This is a genomic window from Pseudomonas sp. GD03944, from assembly GCF_029839275.1.
Taxonomy (GTDB): domain Bacteria; phylum Pseudomonadota; class Gammaproteobacteria; order Pseudomonadales; family Pseudomonadaceae; genus Aquipseudomonas.
In genome coordinates this window covers 202,452-228,367 of the sequence record NZ_JAOCAH010000007.1, presented here as the reverse complement: position 1 = coordinate 228,367, position 25,916 = coordinate 202,452, and the positions used below count along the sequence as shown (strand labels likewise).

Here is a 25,916-nt window from a genome sequence, read left to right as displayed (position 1 = left end):
ACGCTAGAACGGCGCGCCTGCACCATTGAACAGCGGCTGGCGCTGGCCGAACACCAGGAAACGCGCCAGCTCATTGAGCGGCACGGGCCTGCTGATCAGGTAGCCCTGCACCTGGTCGCAACCGAACTGACGCAGCAGGTCCAGTTGCTCGACGTTTTCCACACCCTCGGCCACCACCTCCAGGTTGAGGTTGTGCGCCAGGTTGATCATCGCCCGCACCAGTTGGCGGTTCTCCGGGCGTTCGCCCATGCCACCGACGAAGCTCTTGTCGATCTTCAGCAGGGTGATCGGCAGGCTGTTGAGGTGCACGAATGAGGAAAAACCGGTGCCGAAGTCGTCCAGGGAGAAACGCACCCCGAGCCGCCCCAGCTCCAGCATGGTCTGCTGCACCTGGTCGCTGCGGCGCATCACGGCGGTTTCCGTCAGCTCGAATTCCAGCCACTGGGCATCGACACCGCGCTCTTCGATCAGGCGGCTCAAGGTGGGCAGCAACTGGCTGTCCTGGAACTGGCGGAACGACAGGTTCACCGCCATGTGCAGGGGCGGCAGGCCGCGGCCGCGCAACCACTGCATGTCGCGCAGGGCGCGGGAGATGACCCAGTAGCCGAGCGGCACGATCAACCCGCTTTCCTCGGCCAGCGGCACGAATTCGTTGGGGTTCAGCAGGCCGCGCTCGGCGTGCTGCCAGCGCACCAGCGCCTCCAGGCCGACGATGCGCCCGGTCTCCAGGCACAGGCGCGGCTGATAGTGCAGTTCCAGTTCGTCCCGGCGCAGGGCGCGGCGCAGCTCGCCCTCCAGGTCGGCCTGGCTGCGGGCACTGCGGTTGATGCGTTCGTCATAGATATGGAAGGTGCAGCCCTGCTGGTTCTTCGCCTGCTGCATGGCGATGTGCGCGTGCCACATCAGCGGGTCGGCCGCGACGTCCGGGCGGGCATGGGCCAGACCCAGGCTGCAGCCGAGCAGCAGGCTTTCGCCATCGATCCAGTAGGGTTCGGCCAGGGCTTCGGTGATGCGCTCGGCCAGTCGCTCGACCCGGCGCGGATCGCGGCGGGTGTCGATCAGCAGGGCGAATTCGTCGCTGCCAAGGCGCGCCAGCTGGTCGCCGGAACGCAACTGCGCCTTCAGCCGCGCCACCACCTGCAGGATCAGCCGGTCGCCGGCCTGGTAACCCAGGGCGTCGTTGGCGTGGCGGAAGTTGTCCAGGTCGAGGTGGCCCAGCGTCAGGCCCCGCCCTTCGCACTCGGCCAGGCGCGCGGCCAGCAGGGTCTGGAAGCCCTGGCGGTTGGCGATGCCGGTGAGTGCATCCTGCTCGGCCAGGCGGTGCAGGGTTTCCTTCAGGCTGCCCTGCTCGCGCACGTAGCGCAGGCTGCGGCGCAGGACGTCGTCGGTGAGGTTGCCGCGCACCAGCCAGTCGCTGACATCGGCGGGCGCGTCATGGGGTTCTTCGTCGAGCAGCAGGATGGTCGGCAGCGGGCAGGCGCCCTGGGCCGGCTGGCAGGCGGGGGTGGTCAGCAGCAGGCCGTCGCGCTGGCCGTCGAACAGCGTACTGGCTGCCTCCCAGGACGGCGCGGTAATCAGCGGGAACAGGCTGCCCAGCGCACTCAAGCGCTCACGCAACAGCTCGGGCCACTCTGACGTTTCCGCCAGCAGCACCAACCGCAAGGGTTCGACGAGCGTGGACAAGCAACCTCCCCAGGCCACCAACAACAAGATGATCGACAAACCGTGTTTCTGCGCCGTTATCGGCGTCTAATCGTGTGCATCCGGTCGCTATCGTCGCGCATCCTGCGCCAAAGATGGCGAACCGGCAAGTGTTCACCGGGTACTGGTTCACACTCCGCGGCCAAACCGGCCTGCGGCACGCACGCACGCCGTCAGCCAATACCAGAGAGTCGAGGCACAACCGCTCGGTCCTGCTAAAATGCGCGCCCTCTTTTCCAGGTGTTGTAGCAATGTCCCGACTGAATCCCCGGCAGCAGGAAGCCGTGAACTACGTCGGCGGCCCTCTTTTGGTGCTCGCCGGCGCAGGCTCCGGCAAGACCAGCGTAATCACCCGCAAGATCGCCCACCTGGTGCAGAACTGCGGTATCCGTGCCCAGCACATCGTCGCCATGACCTTCACCAACAAGGCGGCGCGCGAGATGAAGGAGCGTGTCGGCACGCTGCTCAAGGGCGCCGAGGCCCGCGGCCTGACCGTCTCGACCTTCCACAACCTGGGCATGAACATCATCCGCAAGGAGTACGCGCGCCTGGGCTACAAGCCCGGTTTCTCGATCTTCGATGACGGCGACATCAAGGCGCTGCTCACCGACATCATGCAGAAGGAGTACGCCGGCGACGACGGTGCCGATGAGATCAAAAGCTACATCGACAGCTGGAAGAACGACCTGATCCTGCCCGACGAAGCCCTCGCCAATGCCCGCGGGCCGAAGGAGCAGACCGCTGCCATCGTCTACCTGCACTACCAGCGCACGCTCAAGGCGTACAACGCGGTGGACTTCAACGACCTGATCCTGCTGCCAGTCAAACTCTTCCAGGAGCACAAGGACATCCTGGAGAAGTGGCAGAACCGCATCCGCTACCTGCTGGTGGACGAGTACCAGGACACCAACTCCAGCCAGTACCTGCTGGTGAAACTGCTGGTGGGCATGCGCAACCAGATCACCGTGGTCGGCGACGACGACCAGTCGATCTACGCCTGGCGCGGTGCGCGGCCGGAGAACCTCAACCTGCTCAAGGAAGACTACCCCTCGCTCAAGGTGGTGATGCTGGAGCAGAACTACCGCTCCACCAGCCGCATCCTCAAATGCGCCAACGTGCTGATCGCCAACAACCCGCACGCCTTCGAAAAGCAGCTGTGGAGCGAGATGGGCATGGGCGACGAGATCCGCGTGATCCGCACCCGCAACGAAGACGCCGAGTGTGAGCGCGTGGCCCTGGAGATTCTCACCGAGCACCTGCGCACTCAGCGCCCGTACAGTGACTTCGCGATCCTCTACCGGGGCAACTACCAGGCCAAGCTGATGGAGCTCAAGCTCCAGCACCACCAGATTCCCTATCGCCTCTCCGGCGGCACCAGCTTCTTCGCCCGCCAGGAGGTGAAGGACCTGATGAGTTACTTCCGCCTGCTGGTGAACCCGGACGACGACAACGCCTTCCTCCGGGTGATCAACGTGCCGCGCCGGGAAATCGGCTCGACCACCCTGGAAAAGCTCGGCAACTACGCCACCGAACGCAAGATCAGCATGTACGCCGCCGCGGGCGAAATCGGCCTGGGCGAGCACCTCGACAGCCGCTTCACCGAGCGCCTGTCGCGCTTCACCCGCTGGATGGATGGCGTGCGCCAGCAGTGCGCGCAGAACGACCCGATCGCCGCCATTCGCAGCATGGTGATGGACATCGACTACGAGAACTGGCTGCGCCAGAACGCCTCCAACGACAAGGTGGCCGACGCGCGCATGGGCAATGTGTGGTTCCTGGTCGACGCGCTGAAGAACACCCTGGAGCGTGACGAAGACGGCGACATGACCATCGAGGACGCCATCGGCAAGCTGGTGTTGCGCGACATGCTCGAACGCCAGCAGGAAGAGGAAGAAGGGGCCGACGGCGTGCAGATGATGACCATGCACGCCTCCAAGGGCCTGGAATTCCCGTCGGTGTACATCATCGGCTTCGAGGAAGAGATCCTCCCCCACCGCTCCAGCATCGAGGCCGACACCATCGAGGAAGAGCGGCGCCTGGCCTACGTGGGCATCACCCGGGCCAAGCGCAACCTGGCGCTGACCTTCGCCGCCAAGCGCAAGCAGTACGGCGAGATCATCGAATGCTCGCCGAGCCGCTTCCTCGATGAGCTGCCCCAGGAGGACTTGGTGTGGGAAGGCCTGGAAGAGGCCCCGGTAGAGGCCAAGGCCGCCCGCGGCAACGACGCCCTGGCCAACATGCGGGCCATGCTCAAACGTTGAATGCACCCGCGTCGATTTTCGCGGTCACAGGCTGTAGTCGCCCTGGCTGCATGAGGAGTCCGGAACCATGCGCACGCTCAGCCTCGATCTCGACCTGCTGGCCAACCTGATCAACAGCCGCGAACCGCTGGAAGCGGTGCTCGACCTGGAAACGGGCAGCGTGACGGTCCTGCCGCCGGGCGAGCAGGACAGCGAAATCCGCCAGCAGGTGGCGCTCGAACCCGAACGCTACGCGGCGATTCCCTGGCTGGACACCGAGGAGCGGGTGGCCCTGCGCGACGCCTTCCTGTTCACCCTCGACGATCTGGTCGCCCACCCGCTGCTCAGCGCCGCCCTGGCGGGGCGCAAGCCGCTGCGCACCTTCGACTACGAGCTCGACCACTTTCCCCCGCTGCGTGAACGCTGGCAGGCCTTCGAAGCCGCCAAGCTGCGCGAATTCGTCCTCAACTGGCTCTACGAACTGGGCCTGGAACCCGCGCCGGACCGGTTGCCCATGGACACCCGGGGCATTCCCAAGGACATCCTGCGCCGCCTCAACAAGAACGCGTGACACCCTCGCTGCCAGTGCCCGGGCCGGCCGCGATCAGCCCCAGGGCCTGGACCACTTCACCGGCCGAGGTTGGCCGGACCAGCCGCGCCACCTCGCAGCCATCGAGCAGGAAAATCAGGGTCGGCCACAGCTTCACGCGGAACGAACGCCCCAGGCGTTTGCCCGGACCGTCCTCGACGCGAATGTGACGAATGCCGTCTCCGTACGACTGCAACGCCGAGGCAATCAGCGGCGCAGCTCGCTGGCAGTGCCCGCAGTAAGCGGCCCCAAACTCGACCAGCACCGCCCCGGGCAGCGCATCGAGCTCGGTTCGGGTCAGTGGTGTGTCGCCCATGGCGCGGCTCCTGTGTGGCATCGTGTCTCACCTCTGACCGCCGGAACGCCCCAGCGTGCCCGTTGCAGCGCGGTACCGGGCAGCGTTACATCGGATCGAACGACGGTTCCACTACAAGTGCGCTGCATTTTGAGGGAAAATGCCCCGCTTTGCGCTTGAGCCCAGAGGAAGCGACCGTGGAATCGTTGAAACAGAAAATACTGAGCGAAGGGGTCGTTCTGTCCGAGCAGGTGCTCAAGGTCGATGCCTTTCTCAATCACCAGATCGACCCGCTGCTGATGCAGCAGATCGGCCACGAGTTCGCCCAGCGCTTCGCCGGCCAGGGCATCACCAAGATCGTCACCATCGAAGCCTCGGGCATCGCCCCGGCGGTCATGGCCGGCCTTGAACTCGGCGTGCCGGTGATTTTCGCCCGCAAGTACCAGTCGCTGACGCTGAAGGACAACCTGTACATCTCCAAGGTGTATTCCTTCACCAAGCAGACCGAAAGCACCCTGGCCATTTCCGCCAAGCACCTGTCCGCCAAGGACCACGTGCTGCTGGTCGACGATTTCCTCGCCAACGGCCATGCCGCCAAGGCCCTGATCGACCTGATCGGCCAGGCGGGTGCCAGCATCGCCGGCATCGGCGTGGTGATCGAGAAGTCGTTCCAGAACGGCCGCAATGAGCTGGACGCCCAGGGCTACCGCGTCGAGTCCCTGGCGCGCATCCGCTCCCTGCAGGACGGCCAGGTCAGCTTCCTCGACTGACCCTTCGGCCCAGGGCGGCTACTCCCGGGTAGTCGCCTGCAACCCCGCCAGCACCAGCCGTTGGTACAACTCCTCGCGCAGCCCGTCCGGCGACTCCAGCCCCATGCGCGCCAGGTGCCGCGGGAACACCTCGGGTTTCGGCGCCTCCAGGGCCGCCTTGCCCAGCTCGAGCATCTCGGTGAGCTTGAAGCGGCGCTTGAGCCAGATCAGCGCCCGCAGCAGGTCACGCTCCTCACGATTGAAATCACTGCCCAATGGGTACTCGGTAAACAGGGCGCCGTGCTTCTGCTCCAACGCCTGCAGGCGCTCCGGGCGGTTGTCGCAGAAACGTGGGTCGAGCTGGAAATCACCCGGCAGCTTGCCGGCCTGCTGCGCCCGCTCGATCAGCTGCGCCTGGAAGCGCGAATCGCAGATGGACAGCAGCGCCTCGATCACCTGGGCGTCGGTCTTGCCGCGCAGGTCGGCGATGCCGTACTCGGTCACCACGATGTCGCGCAGGTGCCGGGGGATGGTCACGTGGCCATAGTCCCAAACGATGTTCGAGCTGACGTGGCCATCCACCTCGCGCCAGCTGCGCAGCAGCAGGATCGAGCGGGCGTCGTCCAGCGCATGGGCCTGGGCGACGAAGTTGTACTGCCCGCCCACGCCACTGAGCACCCGCCCGTCTTCCAGCTGGTCGGCCACCGCCGCGCCCAGCAGGGTGACGGTGAAAATGCTGTTGATGAAGCGCGCGTCACGGCGCTGCAGGCGCTTGAGCGCTTCGTCGTGGTGCAGCTCGTTGATGAAGCGAATGCCAGTCATGGCGAAGCGCGCCAATTGCTCGCGGCTCAACTCGCTCAGGCGCTGATAGAACCCCTCGGGGCCGAGGAAGAAGCCGCCGTGCAGCACCACGCCATCACCAGCCCGGCCGAGAAAATCCTGCAGCCCGACCTGGGTCGCAGGGTCACGCAGGTCCGCCGACAGGCGCTGGCCGTCGGGTAGCACCAGTTGGGCGCCCTCCAGGCGCAACGTGTCAGCCAGCAGACCGGACGCCTGCAGGCCAGCCAGGGTGCTGGCATCCAGGTGATCGGGCACTCCGGCATTGAGCAGGGACTGAACGCTGGTCAGCCGTCCCTCGCTATCGAACGCGCCGGCGGACGCCAGCTGCTGCACCCGCAGTTCGGGGTAGACCCGGCGCCGCAGCACCCCCGCCTCGGCCAGCGCCAGCAGACCGCTGACGAACATCTCGCTGCAGCCGTAGAGCCCCTCGCTGAAACCATCGAGCCCGCCGATGCGCTCGATCTCGGCGGCCCAGTGGCCGCCCTGCAGCTCCTCCAGCAGCGCGCGGTAACCGGCGTTATCGCCCTGGCGCGCCAGCAGCGCCGCCGTCAGCGCGTCGCCCATGGCGCCGATGCCGATCTGCAGCGTGCCGCCGTCGCGCACCAGGGTGCTGGCGTGCAGGCCGATGCAGTGATCCTGTAGGGTCACCGGCATGTTCGGGGTGCAGAACAGCGTGCTGTATTCGGTGTCCTCCAGCTGGATATCGAAGCGATCACGCCGCACCCGGGCCGGGCCACCCATGAACGGCAGCGCATCGTGCACCTGGGCCACGCAGAGGATGGTCTCCCCCGCCGCCCGCCGTGCCTCCAGCATCGGCAGCAGGTCGAGGCTGATGTCCGGGTTGCAGCTGAGGCTGAAATGCTCGGGTTGCTCCGGGTCCTGGGCCACCAGCTGGGCGATCAGGTTGATGCCCTTGTCGTTGAGGTCACGGGCCACGTGGCTGTAGTTGCTGCTGATGTAGTCCTGCTGGGCCTGGTCGTTGTCCAGCAGGCTACCCGGCTGCAGGAAGAACTGCTCGACGCGCACGTTGGCGGGTAGCTGGTTACGCAGCAGGTCGGTGAGGAAATCCAGCTCCGGGTAATCGCCGTAGACCCGTTCCACGAAGGGATCGAGAAAGCGCTGCTGCAAGCCCTGGGTGGCCTGGGGCCGGCCCAGGCACAACGCGGTGTAGATGGTGAGCTGGCGCTCGGGCAGTTGCCGGATGCGTGCATACAACGCGTTGACCCAGCGGTTGGGCTTGCCCAGCCCGAGGGGAAGGCCCAGGTGAATGGGGCCTTCGATTTCCTGCAGCACGTGGTCGATGGCGTCCTCGATGGAATACAACGTGGGCATCTGGCTCTCCTTACCGCATCGGCTCGATGCAGGTTTGGACTACAAAGGCTGCCGCGTTGCTCCCCCGGGCGCACAAAAAGCCAAAACCGCCCAGAGACCGTGCCGGGCGACCACCCCGGGTGTCGCTTCGCTCGACCCAGGCTACGACCTTGTAGGAGCCCCGCCCTGGGGCGAAGCTGCGGGTATTGGCTGCCAACGCCGATACCGTATCGATCGGCTTGCAACGGCGACCTCTAACCCCCTACAGTTCGCCCGTCGCTGCCAATTCAGCGACCGGGTTTTGCAGCCCGACCAACTCTAGGCGCACAGGCGCCACCGTATCGAAAGCAGGTGCTTTTTTTGTGCCCGCTATTTCGCTTCATGGTGGCTGTGCGCAGGGCGCATTCGTGCGCGCCGGATTCCTAGAGTTCCGGTCTGCAAACCTGCGTACAGCCGCCACCCAATCCTGTTTTGCAGCAGGCCGTGGCGGCCCTCAACTCTAGGAGTCGTACTCATGAAGGATTCATGCAGCCCCACCCCTGCCGCCAACGGCAGCGCCGCCAGAACTGTCAGCACCCTGTTCCACCCATGTAATGCCGACAGGCAATCGCTGTTCGCCGTGCAGCCCGGCGTGCCGGTGGCCGATGCGCTGGACAGCGCCTATTGCCTGCTGGATGTGGCCGAGGAACTGGCTCTTCACCTGAATGGCGCCGATGCGCAGCGCCGCGAACAGGTCGGCCATGCCTGTGCCAGCCTGGTGGGAATGGCCAAGGCCACGGTGCGTGCCTGCGTGGAAGGGATTGGCGAGTCGTCGCAGCGGCGTTGAGCGCGGCAGAGCGAGCGGCGCCGTAGGGGGATCGTTCCCGGGTGTCGCTGCGCTCGACCCAGGCTACGGCCTTGTAGGAGCCCCGCCCCCGGGGCGAAGCTCTTCATAGTCGGCGCCCTCGCCCCTTGGCCGGCATTCACCATGAGCCGCGATTACACCAGACAGCAAAAAGCCGCCCGAAGGCGGCTTTTTTCAAGGCAATGTCGAGTGGCTTACAGGCCGGACATTTTCTTGATGGCTTCACGCAGCTCGTCATCCGAGCAGTCGGCGCAGGTGCCTTTCGGCGGCATGGCGTTGATGCCGGAGATGGCCTTGGCCAGGATGCCGTCGAGGCCGCCCTGGTGGTCGGCGCGCTCTTTCCAGGCGGCGGTGTCACCGATTTTCGGTGCACCCAGAACACCGGCGCTGTGGCAGGCGCTGCAGTGTTTGGTGATGATGTCATCAGCGGTGCGTGCACCCCCGCCCGCGGAAGCGGCCACGGTTTCTACGCCCTTGCACTCTTCGCCCATCACGCACACGTCGCCAACCGGCTTCAGGCGCTCGGCGATCGCTTCATCGGTCGTGGCCTGCGCAGTCGCTGCCCACAGAGCCAATACGGCAGCTGGTGCTACCAGCATTTTCTTAATTAGGTTCACGGATACACCCTCATCGTGGCTAGTCACGCCCGCGGCCACGGTTTCGCGAGCGGGCGACAGTATAACGGGAAGCCGGCCCCGCCGAAACAACCCAGATTGTCGCAGGGTTATTGCCTTGAAAGGTCCGTCTCGGCGGCATCCGGCAAGGATACACCCGGCGGATGGCTCAGAAGTTCGCTGGCGTGGTCGCGCTGATCAGCCGGGCCGGTTGATCGAACGGGTTGCGGAAACGGTGCGGTTTGCTGCTTTCGAAGTAGTAGCTGTCGCCGGGTTCGAGGATGAACACTTCATCGCCCACGGTCAGTTCGAGACGGCCTTCGACCAGCACGCCGGATTCTTCACCGTCATGGGTGTACATGTCGTCGCCGGTGTCCGAACCCGCCGGGTAGGTTTCGTCGAGCAAGGTGATGGCGCGGTTGGGGTAGGTCTTGCCCACCAGTTTCATGGAGATCTCACCGCTGTGGATATCGGTGAGTTCGGACGCCCGGTACACCACCTGGGTGTGGCTGTCCTGGGCCACGTCCAGCGAGAAGAACTCCACCAGGGACATCGGGATGCCCGCCAGCACCTTTTTCAACGAACTGATCGAGGGGCTGACGCTGTTCTTCTCGATCATCGAGATGGTGCTATTGGTGACGCCTGCCCGCTTGGCGAGTTCACGCTGCGAAAGGCCTTTCAGTTTGCGAATGGATTGCAGTCGAACGCCGACGTCCAATGCTGGAGTCCCCCTCGGGAAGATACGGAAAAAGTGTCCGTATCATGGCAACAGCGTTCAGTATTTACAACACACTGGTTGAGAATTCTGGCCAGCGGCGGGCTTAGTCCCCGGGATAGAGCAGCGGCACCCGACGCAGGTTGCAGAACAGCTGGTAGGGAATGGTCTGCGCCTGGGTGGCCACGTCGCTGGCCAGCACCCGTTTGCCCCACAGTTCGACATGGCTGCCCAGCCCGGCCTGGGGCAGGTCGCTGAGGTCGACGGTGAGCATGTCCATCGACACGCGGCCGATCAGCCGACTCGGTTTGCCATCGATCAGCACCGGCGTGCCGGTCGGCGCATGGCGCGGATAACCATCGGCATAGCCCATGGCGACCACCCCCACCCGGGTCGGCCGCTCGGTGACGAAGCGGGCACCGTAGCCCACCGGCTCGCCTGCCGGCAGCTCGCGCACGCCGATGATCTTAGATTCCAGGGTCATGACCGGTTGCAGCTGGTCGGCCAGCGCCTGGGCCTGTTCGAAGGGCGTCGCGCCGTACAGCATGATGCCCGGCCGCACCCAATCGCTGGGCACGTTCGGCCAGCCCAGCAGCGCTGGCGAATTGCGCAGGCTCACTTCCGCCAGCAAGCCCTGGCGCGCCTGCTCGAACACCGCCAGTTGCTCGTCGCTGCGCGGGCAGTCCAGTTCGTCCGCCCGGGCGAAATGGCTCATCAACACGATCTTGGCCACCTTGCCGCTGCGCAGCAGACGCTGGTAGGCCGCCTGGTATTCGTCGGGGTGGAAACCGACACGGTGCATGCCCGAGTCCAGCTTGAGCCAGAGGGTCAGGGGCGCGCGCAGGCTCGCCTGTTCGATGGCGTCGATCTGCCACGCCGAATGCACCACGCACCACAGGCGGTGCTGTTCGATCAGCGCCAGTTCGTCGGCTTCGAAAAAGCCTTCGAGCAGGAGGATCGGCGCCTGGATGCCCGCCTCGCGCAGTTGCAGGGCTTCCTCGATGCAGGCCACCGCGAACCCGTCCGTCTCGCCGTCCAGCGCCTGGGCGCAGCGCACCGCGCCGTGCCCGTAGGCGTCGGCCTTGACCACCGCCAGGGCGCGAGCACCCGAGACTTCGCGGGCCAGGCGGTAGTTGTGGCGCAGGGCGTTCAGATCGATCAGGGCGCGGGCGGGACGCATGGTGGTGGGCTTCTCGTTCGTGGACATCACCTGTCGATCACTCACCGACAGGCCGCATTGCATAAAAAAGCCCGGCGCAACGGCCGGGCGCAAACCGATACGGGGTGCGGCGCGATCAGAGCGCCGCGACGACCGTCATTTCCACCAGCACATCGGGCCGGTACATCTTCGCCTCGACACAGGCACGGGCCGCCGCGGCGCCCTCGGCCACCCAGGCGTCGTACTCGGCATTGAGCCCTTCGTAATGGGCATCGATGTCGTTGAGGTAGATGGTGACGGACAGGATGCGGGTCTTGTCGGTACCGGCCTCGGCCAGCATGCGGTCGATGTTGGCCAGGGTTTCACGGGTCTGCTGGCGGATATCGCCGCTGTAATCGTCGGCCAACTGGCCGGCGAGGTACACGGTGCCGTTGTGGATAACCACTTCGCTGTAGCGTTTTTCCACATGCAGGCGCTGGATCGACATAACAAATCTCCTCGAAACGGGGCGCAGAGCCTATCAGGTACGCACCGGCTGCGGGGCGCCCACTACGTCGCCACGCTTGCTCGAGTAACGCGAGATATCCAGGCCTTCGGCACTGATCTGCGGGCGCTTCTTGGCCATCAGGTCGGCCAGGAAGCGGCCAGAGCCACAGGCCATGGTCCAGCCCAGGGTGCCGTGACCGGTGTTGAGGAACAGGTTGCGGAAGCTGGTGGCCCCCACGATCGGCGTGCCGTCCGGGGTGGCCGGGCGCAGGCCGGTCCAGAACGTGGCCTGGCTCAGGTCGCCTCCCTGCGGGTAGAGATCGGCGGTGATCATTTCCAGGGTTTCGCGGCGACGCGGATTCAGGCTCAGGTCGAAGCCGGCGATTTCCGCCATGCCGCCCACACGGATGCGGTTGTCGAAGCGGGTGATCGCGACCTTGTAGGTCTCGTCGAGAATGGTCGAGGTCGGTGCCATGTCGGCGTTGGTGATCGGTACGGTCAGCGAGTAGCCCTTGAGCGGATACACCGGCGCACGCACGCCCAGCGGCTTGAGCAACTGCGGGCTGAAGCTGCCGAGGGCCAGCACGTAGCGGTCGGCCGTTTCCAGCTTGCCGTCGATCCACACGCCATTGATGCGGTCGCCGGCATGATCCAGGCGCTCGATGTTCTGGCCGAAGCGGAATTCCACGCCCAGCGCCTTGGCCATGTCTGCCAGCTGGGTGGTGAACAGCTGGCAGTCGCCGGTCTGGTCGTTGGGCAGGCGCAGGGCACCGGCCAACTTGTGGGTGACCGAAGCCAGGGCCGGCTCGACCCGGGCGATACCGTCGCGGTCCAGCAATTCGTAGGGCACGCCGGACTGCTCGAGCACGGCGATGTCCTTGGCGGCGTTGTCCAGTTGGGCCTGGGTGCGGAACAGCTGGGTGGTGCCCAGGCTGCGGCCTTCGTAGGCGATGCCGGTTTCCGCGCGCAGCTCGTCGAGGCAGTCGCGGCTGTACTCGGACAGGCGAACCATGCGCTCCTTGTTCACTGCGTAGCGGCTGGCGGTGCAGTTGCGCAGCATCTGCGCCATCCACAGGTACTGGTCGATGTCGGCGGTGGCCTTAATCGCCAGGGGCGCGTGCTTCTGCAGCAGCCACTTGATGGCCTTGAGCGGAACGCCCGGCGCAGCCCACGGTGAGGCATAGCCTGGCGAGACCTGGCCGGCGTTGGCGAAGCTGGTTTCCAGGGCCGGGCCGTTCTGGCGGTCGACGACCACCACCTCGAACCCCTGGCGCGCCAGATAGTACGCACTGGCCGTGCCGATCACACCACTACCCAGAACCAGAACCCGCATGGTTTTCTCCTCGCCGCAACCCGGCCAGTCGACCGATAGACAATGGGCGCAGTATAAGAAGCCAGCACTAGTGCTTTTCACTATATGCAGGCCTATATTTGGAGAGAATTCTCGGCAGAAACCGCTTTCACGGAGGGGCATCCCCCATGCGAACCCAGCATCAGAGCCGTCGCGAACTGGACAAGATCGACCGCAACATCCTGCGCATCCTGCAGGAGGACGGACGCATCAGCTTCACCGAGCTGGGCGAGCGCGTGGGCCTGTCGACCACGCCCTGCACCGAGCGCGTCCGCCGCCTGGAGCGCGAGGGCATCATCATGGGCTACCACGCCCGCCTCAACCCGCAGAACCTCAAGGCCAGCCTGCTGGTGTTCGTCGAAATCAGCCTGGACTACAAGTCCGGCGACACCTTCGAAGACTTCCGCCGCGCCGTGCTGAAGCTGCCCCATGTGCTGGAGTGCCACCTGGTGTCCGGCGACTTCGACTACCTGGTGAAAGCCCGCATCAACGAGATGGCTAGCTACCGCAAACTGCTCGGCGACATCCTGCTCAAGCTGCCGCACGTACGCGAATCGAAGAGCTACATCGTGATGGAAGAAGTGAAGGAAAGCCTGGCGCTGCCCGTGCCGGAATAATCCCGGCAGCACCGCCACGTTCATCACGTAGGGTGGAAAACCGCGAAGCGTTTTCCACCAGGCGGTCATCCAGAGGGACTGCGGGCGGAACACACCCTGTGGTGGATAAGCTGCGCGTTATCCACCCTACTCCCAGCCACCTGCTCGCTACCCCCCAACGGAGGGTGGAAAACCGCGAAGCGTTTTCCACCAGGCGGCCATCCAGCAGGGCTGCGGGCGGAATACGCCCCGTGGTGGATAAGCTTCGCGTTATCCACCCTACTTCCGGCCACCTGCTCGCTACACCCGGCGTAGGGTGGAAAACCGCGAAGCGTTTTCTCACGTCGAATACCTGTTGCGTGCTCCAGCTGGCGACATAGCAGCCCCACCAATACGGCCTCTTACCGGAGGTTTCGTCCACGGAGCCGTAGCGGATGATGCCCTCGGTGGTGGAGCCCTTGTTGGATTAGGTGTACGAGCTGTTGAGCTTCCAATCCTCGTTGAAGTGTTACGCGGCAGCTTCAGGTCCGTCGGTGCTGTGGTGCGGCAAATACCTAGACCAGCACCTGCCGGGTCGTGGCGATGAGGTGGTGCACCTGACGCTCGACCCTGGCGTCGGTCGGCTGCTCCGGCCCTCGGCCACGCGGGCACGGCAGGCTGGCCGTGGTGCCGAACAGGCGGCAGATCAGCGGCCGCTGGTCATACACCTGGCAACCGTGGGGGCCGAGGTGCACACAGTTGAGCTCGGCCAGGGCGGCGTCCTGTTCGGCAGCGCTCTTGCGCGGCAGGCGCGACATTTCTTCCGACGAGGCGGTCACCGGACCGCAGCAGTCGTGGCAACCGGGCACGCACTCGAAGCGTGGAATCTGGCGACGCAGGTGGTCTATCTGGCGGGCGGTACAGCTCATCGTGGGCATCCTGAACGGGGCCCGCGCATCTTACCCCCCTCGGCCGGCTCGACTGGTCACCAGCCGATGAGAAACAGTTTTTTACCCCGACCTCTTGGCGTTGCGCGGAAACCGCGCTTATCCTGCGTCAATTTTTCCAAACATAAAAATCAGGATTTCACACATGAACGCCCGCGTTCGACAGCCGGTCCACAGCCCCCAGCACGCCGATTCCTACTACGTCGCCTCGCGCAACAGCGCCCTGGCCTTCCCGCCACTGGGCGGTGAGGTGCGCGCGGACGTGTGCATCGTCGGTGGTGGTTTTTCCGGGTTGAACACGGCCATCGAGCTGGCGCAGAAGGGCCTGTCGGTGGTGGTGCTCGAAGCACACAAGATCGGCTGGGGCGCCAGCGGCCGCAACGGCGGACAGCTGATCCGCGGCGTGGGCCATGGCGTCGAGCAGTTCGAGAACGTGATCGGCGCGGACGGCGTGCGCGAGCTGAAGCTGATGGGCCTCGAAGCCGTGGAAATCGTGCGGCGCCGGGTCGAACAGTTCGGCATCGACTGCGACCTGACCTGGGGCTACTGCGACTTGGCCAACAAGCCCCGCGACCTGGCGGGCTTCGCCGAGGACGCAGCCGAGTTGCGCAGCCTGGGTTATCGCCACGAACTGCGCCTGCTGCAACCGGAGCAGATGCATGAAGTGGTCGGCTCGAACCGTTACGTCGGCGGCCTGATCGACATGGGTTCCGGCCACCTGCACCCGCTCAACCTCGCTCTCGGCGAAGCAGCGGCCGCGCAATCACTGGGCGTGCAGCTGTTCGAGGATTCGGCGGTAACGCGCATCGATTACGGCCCCGAGGTGAAGGTGCACACCGCCCAGGGGCTGGTGCGGGCCAATACGCTGGTGCTGGGCTGCAACGCCTACATCCGCGAGCTCAACCCGACGCTGGGCGGCAAGGTGCTGCCGGCGGGCAGCTACATCATCGCCACCGAGCCGCTTTCCGAGGCGCAGGCCCGGGCGATCATTCCGCAGAACATGGCGCTGTGCGACCAGCGGGTGGCGCTGGATTACTACCGGCTTTCCGCCGACCGACGCCTGCTGTTCGGCGGTGCCTGCCACTATTCCGGTCGCGATCCGCAGGACATCGCCGGCTACATGCGGCCCAAGATGCTGGCGGTGTTCCCCGAACTCGAGTCGGTGAAGATCGACTACCAGTGGGGCGGCATGATCGGTATCGGCGCCAACCGCCTGCCGCAGATCGGCCGCCTGAAGGAGCACACGAACGTGTTCTATGCCCAGGCCTATTCCGGCCACGGGGTGAACGCCACCCACCTGGCCGGCAAGCTGCTCGGCGAGGCCATCGCCGGCCAGCAAAGCCGAGGCTTCGACCTGTTCGCCCAGGTGCCGCACATGACGTTCCCGGGCGGCCGCTACCTGCGCTCTCCCCTGCTGGCCCTCGGCATGGCCTGGCACCGCCTGAAAGAGTTGCTGTAACCGGCGCTGTTCCGGCCGGTTTTCTTCACAGCATCCAGAACGGGCGGTGCGCCTCGCGATTGGCTTCAGCACGGGTCAGGCCGATATCGCGCAGTTGCTCATCGGTCAGCCGCAGTAACGCCTTGCGCGTGCTCACACGCCGCCAGAACAACGCCCAGCGCGACAGACCTGCGTCGGTCGGCGGCACCGCGCGCCGGGGTGTGCAGTCACCCCGGGGCATGACCATCCGTTCCGGCCGCCCTGCCGGCATTCTTGCTTCGCCAAGTCCGCTCATCATCTTCTCCTGTTCACGTGCGTGATGGGGAGTCATGATGCGTTTCCACGAAAAAGCGTGACAGATTCAAAAAATAGTTATTAGCTCCATACAGATGATTCGTCCGAGCGGCTGAATCCTCAATATCGCGTGAATCTGTACTGGTTTCATCGCTGGCGTATCTGAACTCTGGAATCTGTCATGACACTGTACGTGAACCTCGCCGAACAGCTCGGCGCCCGCATCGAGCAGGGCCTGTACCGCCCCGGCGACCGCCTGCCCTCGGTTCGCGCCCTCAGCGTGGAACACGGCGTCAGCCTGAGCACGGTGCAGCAGGCCTACCGCCACCTGGAAGACCAGGGGCTGGCCACGCCGAGGCCCAAGTCAGGCTATTTCGTACCGGTCAGCCGGGAAAAACCGGCGCTGCCCATGGTCAGCCGCGCGGCGCAACGGCCGGTGGAAATCTCCCAGTGGGACCAGGTGCTGGAACTGATCAGCATCGCCCCCGGCAGCGACATCATGCAGCTGGGCCGAGGCATGCCGGACATCAGCAGCCCGACCCTCAAACCCCTGCTGCGCACCCTGTCGCGCCTGAGCCGCCGTCAGGACGTCAAGGAATGGAGCTACGGCTGCCTGCACGGCGACCCGGGCCTGCGTAACCAGATTTCCCGGCTGATGCTCGATTCCGGCTGCCAGATACCCGGCGATGACATCGTCATCACCACCGGTTGCCACGAGGCGTTGTCCTCGGCGATCCATGCGGTGTGCACGCCGGGAGATATCGTTGCGGTGGACTCGCCGAGTTTCCACGGGGTCATGCAGGCGCTGAAGGCATTCGGCATGAAAGCGCTGGAACTGCCCACCGACCCGCTGACCGGGATCAGCCTCGACGCCCTGGAGCTGGCGCTGGAGCAATGGCCGATCAAGGCCATACAGCTAACCCCCAATTGCAATAACCCGCTCGGCTACATCATGCCGGAGGCCAACAAGCGCGCCCTGATCGCCCTGGCGCAACGCTACGACGTGGCGATCATCGAGGACGACGTCTACGGCGAACTGGCCTACACCTACCCCCGGCCGCGTACCATCAAGTCCTATGACGACGATGGCCGCGTGCTGCTGTGCAGTTCGTTCTCCAAGACCCTCGCCCCCGGCCTGCGCATCGGCTGGATCGCACCGGGGCGCTACCTGCAGCAGGTGCTGCACATGAAGTACATCACCACCGGCATGAGCACCCAGTTGCCCCAGCTGGCGTTGAGCGAGTTCATCGAAGGCGGCCACTACGAGCCCCACCTGCGGCGCATGCGCAACCAGTACGCCCGCAGCCTGGAGCAGGTGGTGGACTGGATCAGCCGCTACTTCCCGGCCGGGACCCGGGTCAGCCAGCCGCGCGGCGGTTTCATGCTCTGGGTCGAGATGCCGGCCGGTTTCGACAGCCAGCGCCTGAACCGCCTGCTGCTGCCGCACAAGGTGCAGATCGCGCCGGGCAGCATCTTTTCCGCCGCCGGCAAGTACCGCAATTGCCTGCGCATCAACTACGCCTTCAAGATCACCCCGGAGCTCGAAGAGGCGATCCGCCGGGTCGGCGAATGCGTCGCCGAGTTGCTGGAAGAGCTCTAGCCGCCAGCCTTGCTCTCTGCCAGCGGCTCGAAGCCCGAGCCGCGCCAGGCCAGCACCACGAACCCCGCCGCGCCCACCGCCATCATCAGCGGCAGCGCATGGCCGCTGACCCACTGGCTGACCGCCCCGGTGCTGAGCGGTCCGATCAGGCAGCCGATCCCCCACAGCTGGGCGACATGGGAGTTGGCGCGCACCAGCTCGTCGTCGCGGTAGCGCTCGCCGATCAGGATCAGCGACAAGGTAAACAGGCCGCCGGCGCTGGCGCCGAACAGCACGAACACCGGCCAGATCAGCGGCGTGTGCAACAGCAGCGGGATCGCCAGGCTGGAAACCAGCAGGACCACCCCGCAGCCACGGAACAGGGTCGGCCGCGACATGCGGTCGGCCAGCCAGCCGATCGGCAGTTGCAGCACCGCATCGCCGACCACCACCACGCTGACCATGAACAGCGCCACCTCCTGGGTGAAACCCTGGCGCAGCCCGTAGATCGGCAGCAGCGTCAACATCATCGCTTCGAACGCAGCGAACAGCATGACTGCCCAGGCCACCGCCGGCAGCTTGCGGCAGAACGCCGGCAGGCCCCGCCCGGAGGCGCTGTGGGCATTCACCGCTGGCGCACCGGTGCGCCCCAGCAGAATCAGCGAGCCACCGATCAGCAGGCAGGTGCCGGTCCAGAACGCACGATCGGTGTCGGTACCCAGCGCCGCCAGCAGCAACGGACCAGACAGTTGGCTCAACGCATAACCGGTGCCATACAGGGCGACCAAGCGCCCGCGCCATTTCTCCACGGCCAACTGGTTGATCCAGCTTTCGCCGAGGATGAACACCACGGTCAGCGCCACCCCGATGAACAGGCGCAGCCCCAACCACACCGCATAGTTCTGCACCAGCGCCAGGGTCGCCACGGACAACGCGCCCAGCAGCAGGCACATCTGCATCAGGGCGGTGGTGCCGAAGCGCGCGGCCAGCCGGCCGGCTAGGGAGGCGCCCAGCAGCACGCCCACTGCCGGCGTGGCGGCCATCACCCCGATGGCGAAGGAGTCATAGCCCCAGCCCTCCAGCCGCAGGGACACCAGCGGCATGGTCACCCCCAGCGCCAGACCGATACTGATGACGGCCGAACAGACGGCGAAATAGGTACCCCAACGCATTGCCAGACTCCTTGACGTCGTGGCCATGAGACAAAACGAAACGGCCGGATTCCCCAAGGGAAACCCGGCCGCAGGTGTGGCTATGGGCAACCTCGGGTTGCCTGAGCCGGCCCCGAAGGGCGGACCTCGATCAGCGCAGCCTGGTTACAGCTTGATCCAGGTGGCTTTCAGTTCAGTGTACTTGTCGAACGCGTGCAGCGACTTGTCGCGGCCGTTGCCGGACTGCTTGAAGCCACCGAACGGTGCGGTCATGTCGCCGCCGTCGTACTGGTTGACCCACACACTGCCGGCACGCAGTGCCTTGGCGGTGAGGTGTGCCTTGGACAGGTTGCTGGTCCAGACGGCCGCGGCCAGGCCATAGATGGTGTCGTTGGCGATGGCGACCGCTTCTTCCGCGGTGTCGAAGCCGATCACCGACAGGACCGGGCCGAAGATTTCTTCCTTGGCGATGCGCATGGCGTTGTTCACGCCATCGAAGATGGTCGGCTCGACGTAGGTACCGCCGGTCTCTTCCATCACCCGCTTGCCACCGGCCACCAGCTTGGCGCCGTCGTCATGGCCAGCCTGAATGTAGCTCAGCACGTTGTTCATCTGGGTGGTGTCGACCAGGGCGCCGACGTTGGTCGCCGGGTCCAGCGGGTTGCCCGGTTTCCAGGTCTTGATCGCCTCGACCACCAGGGGTACGAACTGGTCCTTGATGGAGTTTTCCACCAGCAGGCGCGAGCCCGCGGTGCACACTTCGCCCTGGTTGAAGGCGATGGCACCGGCAGCGGCTTCGGCAGCGGCCTGCAGGTCCGGGGCGTCGGCGAAGACGATGTTCGGGCTCTTGCCGCCGGCCTCCAGCCAGACGCGTTTCATGTTCGACTCACCGGCATAGACCATGAGCTGCTTGGCAATCTTGGTCGAACCGGTGAACACCAGGGTGTCGACGTCCATGTGCAGGGCCAGGGCCTTGCCCACTGTGTGGCCGAAGCCGGGCAGCACGTTGAACACGCCCGCCGGAATGCCGGCCTCGATCGCCAGCTGGGCCACGCGAATGGCGGTCAGCGGCGATTTTTCGGACGGCTTGAGGATCACCGAGTTGCCGGTGGCCAGCGCCGGGCCGAGCTTCCAGCAGCTCATCAGCAGGGGGAAGTTCCACGGCACGATGGCCGCCACCACACCAATCGGCTCGCGGGTCACCAGGCCCAGCTCGTTGTGCGGGGTCGCGGCCACTTCGTCGTAGATCTTGTCGATGGCCTCACCGCTCCAGCGAATGGCGCGGGCGGCACTGGAGACGTCGATGTTCAGCGAGTCGCTGATCGGCTTGCCCATGTCCAGGGTTTCCAGCAGCGCCAGCTCTTCGCCGTGCGCCTCGATCAGGTCGGCAAAACGGATCATCACCTGCTTGCGGGCCACCGGTGCCAGGCGCGACCAGACGCCGGAGTCGAAGGTTTTGCGCGCATCCTCGACCGCCGCGTCAGCGTCGGCCTGGTCGCAGCTGGCGACCTGCGCCAGCAGGCGACCGTCCACCGGACTGATGCACTCGAAGGTCGCGCCGGAGGCCGCTGGACGATAGGCACCGTGGACAAAGGCACGGCCTTCGATCTTCAGGTTCTTGCCGCGCTGTTCCCAATCGGCGCGAGTCAGGCTAGTCATGCGTGCATCCTCGTATCGGTGAACGTGCCCCCCAGCGGTGGCGGCACTGTCAATAATTCTGCAAGGCCCGTATCGGGGCCGGACACTGCCCGACACACTAAACCAGAGGCTTGGGGATTTTCAATATTTTTGACAAAGATGGATAAAACCGCCTTGCCTTGTTCGTTTTATTAAACATAGACTCGCGAAATTGCCCGGGTGCGCCAGGCCCACCTAGGCGGACAACGCCTCGATAGGGCCGGCCAGGCTGGGTGTCACGCCGCAAAACCGGCCCCAGCCCTGCGACCTTACCTTTCACCGAACAGCCGGATGCCACGATGAACATCGAACAGATCGTCGACTTCGCCAACGCCACCAGTGCCGCCGAGCGCTACCGGCCCGCCCCCGAGAAGATTCTCAAGGGCGAGCCCGACCAGCTCGTGCGCAACCATTACGGCAGCCCGTGCGGGCAGTTCAATGTGGGCATCTGGGAAGGGGCCGTCGGCCAGTGGACGGTCAACTACACCGAACACGAGTACTGCGAAATTCTCCAAGGGGTTTCCGTACTGCGCGACCGGGAGGGCAATGCCAAGACCGTCCGCGCCGGCGACCGCTTCGTGATCCCGGCTGGCTTCTCCGGCACCTGGGAAGTGCTGGAAGCCTGCCGCAAGGTCTACGTGATCTTCGAGCAGGCCGCGAGCTGAGTGACGTTTTACCATCACCCCCGTTGCCCGCCTCCATGGCGGGCTTTTTTTGCCCGGCCCTCCGGCAAAAAAACAGGCAACAAAAAGCCCGCCATATAGGCGGGCTTCTTGATAAGGCAGCCGATCAATTACTTGATCTTGGCTTCCTTGTACATCACGTGCTTGCGCACAACCGGATCGAATTTTTTGATTTCGATTTTGTCCGGAGTGGTGCGTTTGTTCTTGTCGGTGGTGTAGAAGTGGCCGGTACCGGCGCTGGACACCAAACGGATCAGTTCGCGCATGATTTGCTCCTTAAACCTTTTCGCCGCGAGCACGCAGCTCGGACAGCACTACGTCAATGCCACGCTTGTCGATGACACGCATGCCTTTGGCAGATACGCGCAGACGCACGAAGCGCTTCTCGGACTCGACCCAGAAGCGATGGTGCTGCAGGTTCGGCAGGAAACGACGACGGGTTTTGTTGTTTGCGTGGGAAATGTTGTTCCCGGTTACCGGACCCTTACCGGTAACTTGACAGACTCTCGACATGCCTCAGCCCTCTAAAACCACATGCCCAACCCGGCATGGGTTGGCCGCTTAAACTCAATGTCATTGGCGCTCTGCGCCGCGTTTCTCGAGGGTCTTACCGGCCACACCTGAAAGCGCAACAACCGGGCCCCTAGAAAAGAGCGCTGCTTTATACCAGAAAGCCCCCAGAGCAACAAGGCCGAACGCACTTTTGTCCGCAGCGCCACCGGGGCGATCAGGGCGTCGGCGCGAGCGGCCGGGGCTGCGCTCGCCCATGGACCGCTCGTCGAAAAATCCGGCGTTCCGCGGTTCAGGTGCGACCGGCACCCTGCCGGGTGCGCGTCGGCAGGCTTGCACCAACCCACCCGCAGCCCCTAGGGTAGGCCCTTGACGGCGCGCCCATGGACGCGCGCCGCCCTGCCATGGAGTTTGTCATGCCCCCAGCTATCCGGTCCCGGCTCACCGCCCCACTGTTGCTCACCGCCCTGCTCGGCCCCGCCCTGGCGCAGGCCGCCACGCTCAGCGTGTGTACCGAGGCCAGCCCGGAAGGTTTCGACGTGGTGCAGTACAACTCCCTGACCACCACCAACGCCTCGGCCGACGTCCTGATGAACCGTCTGGTGGAGTTCGACGCCGCCAGCGGCACCCTGCAGCCGAGCCTGGCCCAGCGCTGGGAGGTCAGCGACGACGGCCTCCTCTATACCTTCCACCTGCGCGAAGACGTGGCCTTCCATGACACGGACTACTTCACGCCGGGCCGGCCGCTGAACGCCGATGACGTGCTGTTCAGCTTCCAGCGCATGCTCGACCCCAATCAACCCTGGCACAAGGTGGCGGCCAGCGGTTACCCCCATGCCCAGTCGATGCAGCTGCCCGACCTGATCAAGCAGCTCGACAAGGTCGACGCCCATACCGTGCGCGTGACGCTCAACCGTCCCGACGCGACCTTCCTCGCCACCCTGAGCATGGGGTTCGCATCGATCTACTCCGCCGAGTACGCCGCCCAGTTAATGGAAGCGGGCACGCCGGAAAAACTCAACAGCCAGCCCGTGGGCACCGGCCCCTTCGTGTTCTCGCGCTACCAGAAGGACGCCGTGGTGCGTTACACGGCCAACGCCGAGTACTTCGCCGGCGCCCCGGCCGTGGACCGGCTGGTGTTCGCCATCACCCCGGACGCCAACGTCCGGCTGCAGAAGCTGCGCCGCGGCGAATGCCACATCGCCCTGTCGCCCAAGCCGCTCGACGTGAAGGCCAGCGCCAGCGATCCGAAGATCAGGCAAGTGCACACCTCGGCGTTCATGACGGCTTTCGTCGGGATCAACAGCCAGCATCCGCCCCTCGACCAGCCGGCGGTGCGCCAGGCGATCAACCTGGCATTCGACAAGACCAGCTACCTCAAGGCCGTCTTCGAAGACAGCGCCGAGGCTGCCAATGGCCCTTACCCGCCTAACACCTGGGGCTACGCCAGCGAACTGCCCGGCTACGCCCATGACCCGGAAAAGGCACGGGCCCTGCTGAAGGAGGCCGGACTGGCGGACGGCTTCAAGACCACCATCTGGACCCGTCCGGCGGGCAGCCTGCTCAACCCCAACCCCAGCCTGGGCGCGCAGCTGCTGCAGGCGGACCTGGCTGAAGTGGGTATCCGGGCAGAAATCCGCGTCATCGAATGGGGCGAGCTGATTCGCCGCGCCAAGGCCGGCGAGCACGACCTGCTGTTCATGGGCTGGGCGGGGGACAACGGGGACCCGGACAACTTCCTCACGCCGCAGTTTTCCTGCGCGTCGGTGGAGTCCGGCCTGAACTTCGCCCGCTACTGCAACCCGAAGCTCGACGAACTGATCGCCAAGGGCAAGGCCACCAGCGATCAGACCCAGCGCACCACCCTGTACAAGGAAGCCCAGGCGCTGATCCAGCAGCAGGCCCTGTGGCTGCCGCTGGCGCACCCCACGGCGTTCGCCCTGACTCAGAAATCGGTGGAGGGCTATGCCGTCAGCCCGTTCGGCCGCCAGGATTTCTCCAAGGTTCGCCTGAGCAACTGACCCTCGCCCATGGCACCCGCTGCACCGGCACGCAGAGCGCCGGCGCAGCGGCTATTGGGTTACAACCAGCCGATCTCGGCCATCGACACAGGCTCGCCGTCGCCGACGATGAAGTGGTCGAGCACCCGCACATCCACCAGCTCCAGCGCATCCTTCAGCCGCCGGGTCAGCATGCGGTCCGCCTGGCTCGGCTCGGCCACGCCCGAAGGGTGGTTGTGGGTCAGGATCAGGGCGGCGGCGTTGTGCGCCAGCGCCCGCTTGACCACCTGGCGCGGGTATACGCTGGCACTGTCGATGGAGCCATGGAACAGTGCCTCGAACGTCAGCACCCGGTGCTTGGCATCGAGAAACAGGCAGCCGAACACTTCATGGGGCTCGTGCCGCAACAGCGCCTTCAGGTAATCGCGCACCGCCTGCGGGTTCTCCAGGGCGGAGTCGCGGCGCAGGCGTTCGGCCAGGTGCCGACGGCCCATTTCCAACACCGCCTGCAGCTGCGCGAATTTCGCCGGGCCCAGGCCGAGGCGGCTGCTGAACGCCCGCTGATCGGCCTGGAGCAGGTGGCGCAAGCCGCCAAAATCGCTGAGCAGGTGACGCGCCAGGTCCACCGCGCTTTGCCCGGACACCCCGGTGCGCAGAAAAATCGCCAGCAGTTCGGCGTCGGTCAGGTTCTCCGCTCCCTGGGCCAGGAGCTTCTCCCGCGGGCGTTCCGCCGCGGGCCAATTGCGAATACTCATACAACCTCCATGTCTGACCCGGCCACGAGGGCCGGAATCGCTGCCCGACGCGACTCGCCGGGCTCCCTGGGCCGCTGTTCCGCTGCGGCCGCTGTGCTATCGTAGCCCAGTTTTTTGCGTGGTGATCGGCCTGGGGAGGTGTCATCGCCACGCCGCACATCCACCCTTATAAAAGGCAGGCCTATGCAGCGGCTGTATCGGAAACGCATCATTCTCGGCGTGGGCGGCGGCATTGCCGCCTACAAGAGCGCCGAGCTGATTCGCCGACTCAAGGACCAGGGCGCCGAAGTGCGCGTGGTCATGACCCAGGGCGGCCGCGAGTTCATCACCCCGCTGACGCTGCAAGCCCTCTCCGGCCACCCCGTTCACATGGACCTGCTCGACCCGACTGCCGAAGCCGCCATGGGTCATATCGAGCTGGCGCGCTGGGCCGACCTGGTGCTGGTCGCCCCGGCCACCGCCGACCTCATGGCGCGCCTGGCCCAGGGCCTGGCCAACGACCTGCTGACCACCCTGGTGCTGGCCACCGATGCCCCCGTGGCCCTGGCGCCCGCAATGAACCAGGCCATGTGGCGCGACCCGGCCACCCAGGCCAACGCCGAGCTGCTCAAGGAACGCGGCCTGCGTCTGTTCGGCCCGGCTGCCGGCGAACAGGCCTGCGGCGACGTGGGCCCCGGCCGCATGCTGGAGGCCGAGACCCTCGCCCAGCTGGCTGCCGACTGTTTCCAGCGCAAGGCGCTCAACGGCAAGCACGTACTGATTACCGCCGGCCCGACCCAGGAAAACATCGACCCGGTGCGCTACATCACCAACCACAGCTCGGGGAAAATGGGCTTCGCCCTGGCCGAGGCCGCCGCCGAAGCCGGCGCCAAGGTCACGCTGATCAGCGGCCCGGTGCACCTGCCGACGCCGGACCGGGTCACCCGCATCGACGTGGTCAGCGCCCGCGACATGCTCGCCGCCTGCGAGGCAGCGATGCCCTGCGACATCCTGATCGCTGCCGCCGCCGTCGCCGATTACCGCCCGGAAGTGGTAGCCCAGCACAAATTGAAGAAAGACCCTACCAGCGGTGATGGTTTGCTCCTGCAAATGGTGCGCAACCCGGATATTCTCGCCACCCTGGCCAGCCGCGCCGATCGTCCGTTCAGCGTCGGTTTCGCCGCCGAAACCGAAAACCTGCTGGAGTACGCCTCGCGCAAGCTCAAGGACAAGAACCTCGACCTGATCGTCGCCAACGATGTGGCCAACCCCACCATCGGCTTCAACAGCGAAGAGAACGCGATCACCATCATCGACCGCGCCTTGCACCAGAGCAGCTTCGCACAGACCAGCAAGGGCAAGATCGCCCGGCAACTGGTGGACTTCATCGCCACCCGCCTGCCCGCCTGACGCCCCCACTCACCGACCACAGAG

At 65.3% G+C, this 25,916-nt stretch carries 25 protein-coding genes; 10 read left to right on the top strand and 15 right to left on the bottom strand.

Annotated features, from left to right (window positions below; genetic code table 11):
* Positions 1–3: 3 nt before the first annotated feature.
* Positions 4–1,683 (bottom strand): bifunctional diguanylate cyclase/phosphodiesterase, encoded by a 1,680-nt coding sequence (locus N5C28_RS13480; protein ID WP_279822976.1) that lies wholly within the window; start codon positions 1,681–1,683, stop codon positions 4–6.
* Between the two features lie 269 nt (positions 1,684–1,952).
* On the opposite strand from N5C28_RS13480, the gene rep reads away from it, so the two are divergent.
* Both rep and N5C28_RS13470 read left to right on the top strand, forming a co-directional pair.
* A complete protein-coding gene (rep, locus tag N5C28_RS13475) occupies positions 1,953–3,962 on the top strand; it encodes a DNA helicase Rep (RefSeq protein WP_279822975.1) in 2,010 nt (669 codons plus the stop codon).
* A gap of 67 nt (positions 3,963–4,029) precedes the next feature.
* Positions 4,030–4,512: a UPF0158 family protein gene (locus N5C28_RS13470; protein ID WP_279822972.1), complete on the top strand. Its 483-nt coding sequence runs from the start codon at positions 4,030–4,032 to the stop codon at positions 4,510–4,512.
* On the opposite strand, the gene N5C28_RS13465 is transcribed toward N5C28_RS13470, so the two are convergent.
* Positions 4,496–4,846 (bottom strand): thioredoxin family protein, encoded by a 351-nt coding sequence (locus N5C28_RS13465; RefSeq protein ID WP_279822971.1) that lies wholly within the window; start codon positions 4,844–4,846, stop codon positions 4,496–4,498. The two genes, N5C28_RS13470 and N5C28_RS13465, sit on opposite strands and share 17 nt — an antisense overlap.
* A gap of 176 nt (positions 4,847–5,022) precedes the next feature.
* Between N5C28_RS13465 and N5C28_RS13460 the strand changes: the two genes are divergently transcribed.
* Entirely contained in the window at positions 5,023–5,595 is a 573-nt protein-coding gene (locus N5C28_RS13460; protein ID WP_279822970.1) for a xanthine phosphoribosyltransferase, read from the top strand.
* A gap of 18 nt (positions 5,596–5,613) precedes the next feature.
* On the opposite strand, the gene N5C28_RS13455 is transcribed toward N5C28_RS13460, so the two are convergent.
* The gene (locus N5C28_RS13455; RefSeq protein WP_279822969.1) at positions 5,614–7,746 is read right to left on the bottom strand and encodes an acetyl-CoA hydrolase/transferase C-terminal domain-containing protein; all 2,133 of its coding nucleotides are present in this window, start codon (positions 7,744–7,746) and stop codon (positions 5,614–5,616) included.
* Positions 7,747–8,239: 493 nt separating this feature from the next.
* On the opposite strand from N5C28_RS13455, the gene N5C28_RS13450 reads away from it, so the two are divergent.
* The gene (locus N5C28_RS13450; protein ID WP_279822968.1) at positions 8,240–8,551 is read left to right on the top strand and encodes a DUF3077 domain-containing protein; all 312 of its coding nucleotides are present in this window, start codon (positions 8,240–8,242) and stop codon (positions 8,549–8,551) included.
* 212 nt (positions 8,552–8,763) lie between these two features.
* Here N5C28_RS13450 and N5C28_RS13445 read toward each other — a convergent pair whose 3' ends face one another.
* The 5 genes from N5C28_RS13445 to dadA form a co-directional block, all read right to left on the bottom strand.
* A complete protein-coding gene (locus N5C28_RS13445) occupies positions 8,764–9,186 on the bottom strand; it encodes a c-type cytochrome (RefSeq protein ID WP_279822965.1) in 423 nt (140 codons plus the stop codon).
* Positions 9,187–9,352: 166 nt separating this feature from the next.
* Positions 9,353–9,901: a cupin domain-containing protein gene (locus tag N5C28_RS13440; protein WP_279822963.1), complete on the bottom strand. Its 549-nt coding sequence runs from the start codon at positions 9,899–9,901 to the stop codon at positions 9,353–9,355.
* A 103-nt stretch (positions 9,902–10,004) separates the two neighbouring features.
* Entirely contained in the window at positions 10,005–11,078 is a 1,074-nt protein-coding gene (alr, locus tag N5C28_RS13435; protein ID WP_279823065.1) for an alanine racemase, read from the bottom strand.
* Between the two features lie 115 nt (positions 11,079–11,193).
* Positions 11,194–11,544 (bottom strand): RidA family protein, encoded by a 351-nt coding sequence (locus tag N5C28_RS13430; protein WP_279822961.1) that lies wholly within the window; start codon positions 11,542–11,544, stop codon positions 11,194–11,196.
* A gap of 33 nt (positions 11,545–11,577) precedes the next feature.
* Positions 11,578–12,876 (bottom strand): D-amino acid dehydrogenase, encoded by a 1,299-nt coding sequence (gene dadA / locus N5C28_RS13425; protein WP_279822959.1) that lies wholly within the window; start codon positions 12,874–12,876, stop codon positions 11,578–11,580.
* A gap of 146 nt (positions 12,877–13,022) precedes the next feature.
* Between dadA and dadR the strand changes: the two genes are divergently transcribed.
* The gene (gene dadR, locus N5C28_RS13420) at positions 13,023–13,511 is read left to right on the top strand and encodes a transcriptional regulator DadR (RefSeq protein WP_013789818.1); all 489 of its coding nucleotides are present in this window, start codon (positions 13,023–13,025) and stop codon (positions 13,509–13,511) included.
* Positions 13,512–14,044: 533 nt separating this feature from the next.
* On the opposite strand, the gene N5C28_RS13415 is transcribed toward dadR, so the two are convergent.
* Positions 14,045–14,398 carry a YkgJ family cysteine cluster protein gene (locus N5C28_RS13415; protein WP_279822958.1) on the bottom strand — a complete coding sequence of 118 codons (354 nt, stop codon included), beginning with the start codon at positions 14,396–14,398 and terminating at the stop codon, positions 14,045–14,047.
* Positions 14,399–14,561: 163 nt separating this feature from the next.
* Here N5C28_RS13415 and N5C28_RS13410 point away from each other — a divergent pair, with 163 nt between their 5' ends.
* Positions 14,562–15,875: an FAD-binding oxidoreductase gene (locus N5C28_RS13410; protein ID WP_279822956.1), complete on the top strand. Its 1,314-nt coding sequence runs from the start codon at positions 14,562–14,564 to the stop codon at positions 15,873–15,875.
* Between the two features lie 25 nt (positions 15,876–15,900).
* Here N5C28_RS13410 and N5C28_RS13405 read toward each other — a convergent pair whose 3' ends face one another.
* Positions 15,901–16,095, bottom strand: coding sequence for a DUF1127 domain-containing protein (locus tag N5C28_RS13405; RefSeq protein WP_279823064.1), 195 nt, complete (start codon positions 16,093–16,095; stop codon positions 15,901–15,903).
* Positions 16,096–16,329: 234 nt separating this feature from the next.
* Here N5C28_RS13405 and N5C28_RS13400 point away from each other — a divergent pair, with 234 nt between their 5' ends.
* Positions 16,330–17,748 carry a PLP-dependent aminotransferase family protein gene (locus N5C28_RS13400; RefSeq protein ID WP_279822955.1) on the top strand — a complete coding sequence of 473 codons (1,419 nt, stop codon included), beginning with the start codon at positions 16,330–16,332 and terminating at the stop codon, positions 17,746–17,748.
* Here the strand turns inward: N5C28_RS13400 and N5C28_RS13395 are convergent.
* Positions 17,745–18,899 (bottom strand): MFS transporter, encoded by a 1,155-nt coding sequence (locus N5C28_RS13395; protein ID WP_279822952.1) that lies wholly within the window; start codon positions 18,897–18,899, stop codon positions 17,745–17,747. The two genes, N5C28_RS13400 and N5C28_RS13395, sit on opposite strands and share 4 nt — an antisense overlap.
* A gap of 144 nt (positions 18,900–19,043) precedes the next feature.
* A complete protein-coding gene (locus tag N5C28_RS13390) occupies positions 19,044–20,537 on the bottom strand; it encodes an aldehyde dehydrogenase (protein WP_279822950.1) in 1,494 nt (497 codons plus the stop codon).
* Between the two features lie 317 nt (positions 20,538–20,854).
* Between N5C28_RS13390 and N5C28_RS13385 the strand changes: the two genes are divergently transcribed.
* The gene (locus N5C28_RS13385) at positions 20,855–21,220 is read left to right on the top strand and encodes a cupin domain-containing protein (protein ID WP_279822948.1); all 366 of its coding nucleotides are present in this window, start codon (positions 20,855–20,857) and stop codon (positions 21,218–21,220) included.
* 128 nt (positions 21,221–21,348) lie between these two features.
* Here N5C28_RS13385 and rpmG read toward each other — a convergent pair whose 3' ends face one another.
* Both rpmG and rpmB read right to left on the bottom strand, forming a co-directional pair.
* The gene (rpmG, locus tag N5C28_RS13380; RefSeq protein WP_003464575.1) at positions 21,349–21,504 is read right to left on the bottom strand and encodes a 50S ribosomal protein L33; all 156 of its coding nucleotides are present in this window, start codon (positions 21,502–21,504) and stop codon (positions 21,349–21,351) included.
* A 10-nt stretch (positions 21,505–21,514) separates the two neighbouring features.
* Positions 21,515–21,751, bottom strand: coding sequence for a 50S ribosomal protein L28 (gene rpmB, locus N5C28_RS13375; RefSeq protein ID WP_016495372.1), 237 nt, complete (start codon positions 21,749–21,751; stop codon positions 21,515–21,517).
* A 413-nt stretch (positions 21,752–22,164) separates the two neighbouring features.
* On the opposite strand from rpmB, the gene N5C28_RS13370 reads away from it, so the two are divergent.
* Positions 22,165–23,769 (top strand): ABC transporter substrate-binding protein, encoded by a 1,605-nt coding sequence (locus N5C28_RS13370; protein WP_279822944.1) that lies wholly within the window; start codon positions 22,165–22,167, stop codon positions 23,767–23,769.
* A gap of 59 nt (positions 23,770–23,828) precedes the next feature.
* Here the strand turns inward: N5C28_RS13370 and radC are convergent, their stop codons facing one another.
* Positions 23,829–24,503: a DNA repair protein RadC gene (radC, locus tag N5C28_RS13365; RefSeq protein ID WP_279822942.1), complete on the bottom strand. Its 675-nt coding sequence runs from the start codon at positions 24,501–24,503 to the stop codon at positions 23,829–23,831.
* Between the two features lie 183 nt (positions 24,504–24,686).
* On the opposite strand from radC, the gene coaBC reads away from it, so the two are divergent.
* Positions 24,687–25,892 (top strand): bifunctional phosphopantothenoylcysteine decarboxylase/phosphopantothenate--cysteine ligase CoaBC, encoded by a 1,206-nt coding sequence (gene coaBC / locus N5C28_RS13360; RefSeq protein ID WP_279822940.1) that lies wholly within the window; start codon positions 24,687–24,689, stop codon positions 25,890–25,892.
* Positions 25,893–25,916 lie beyond the last annotated feature (24 nt).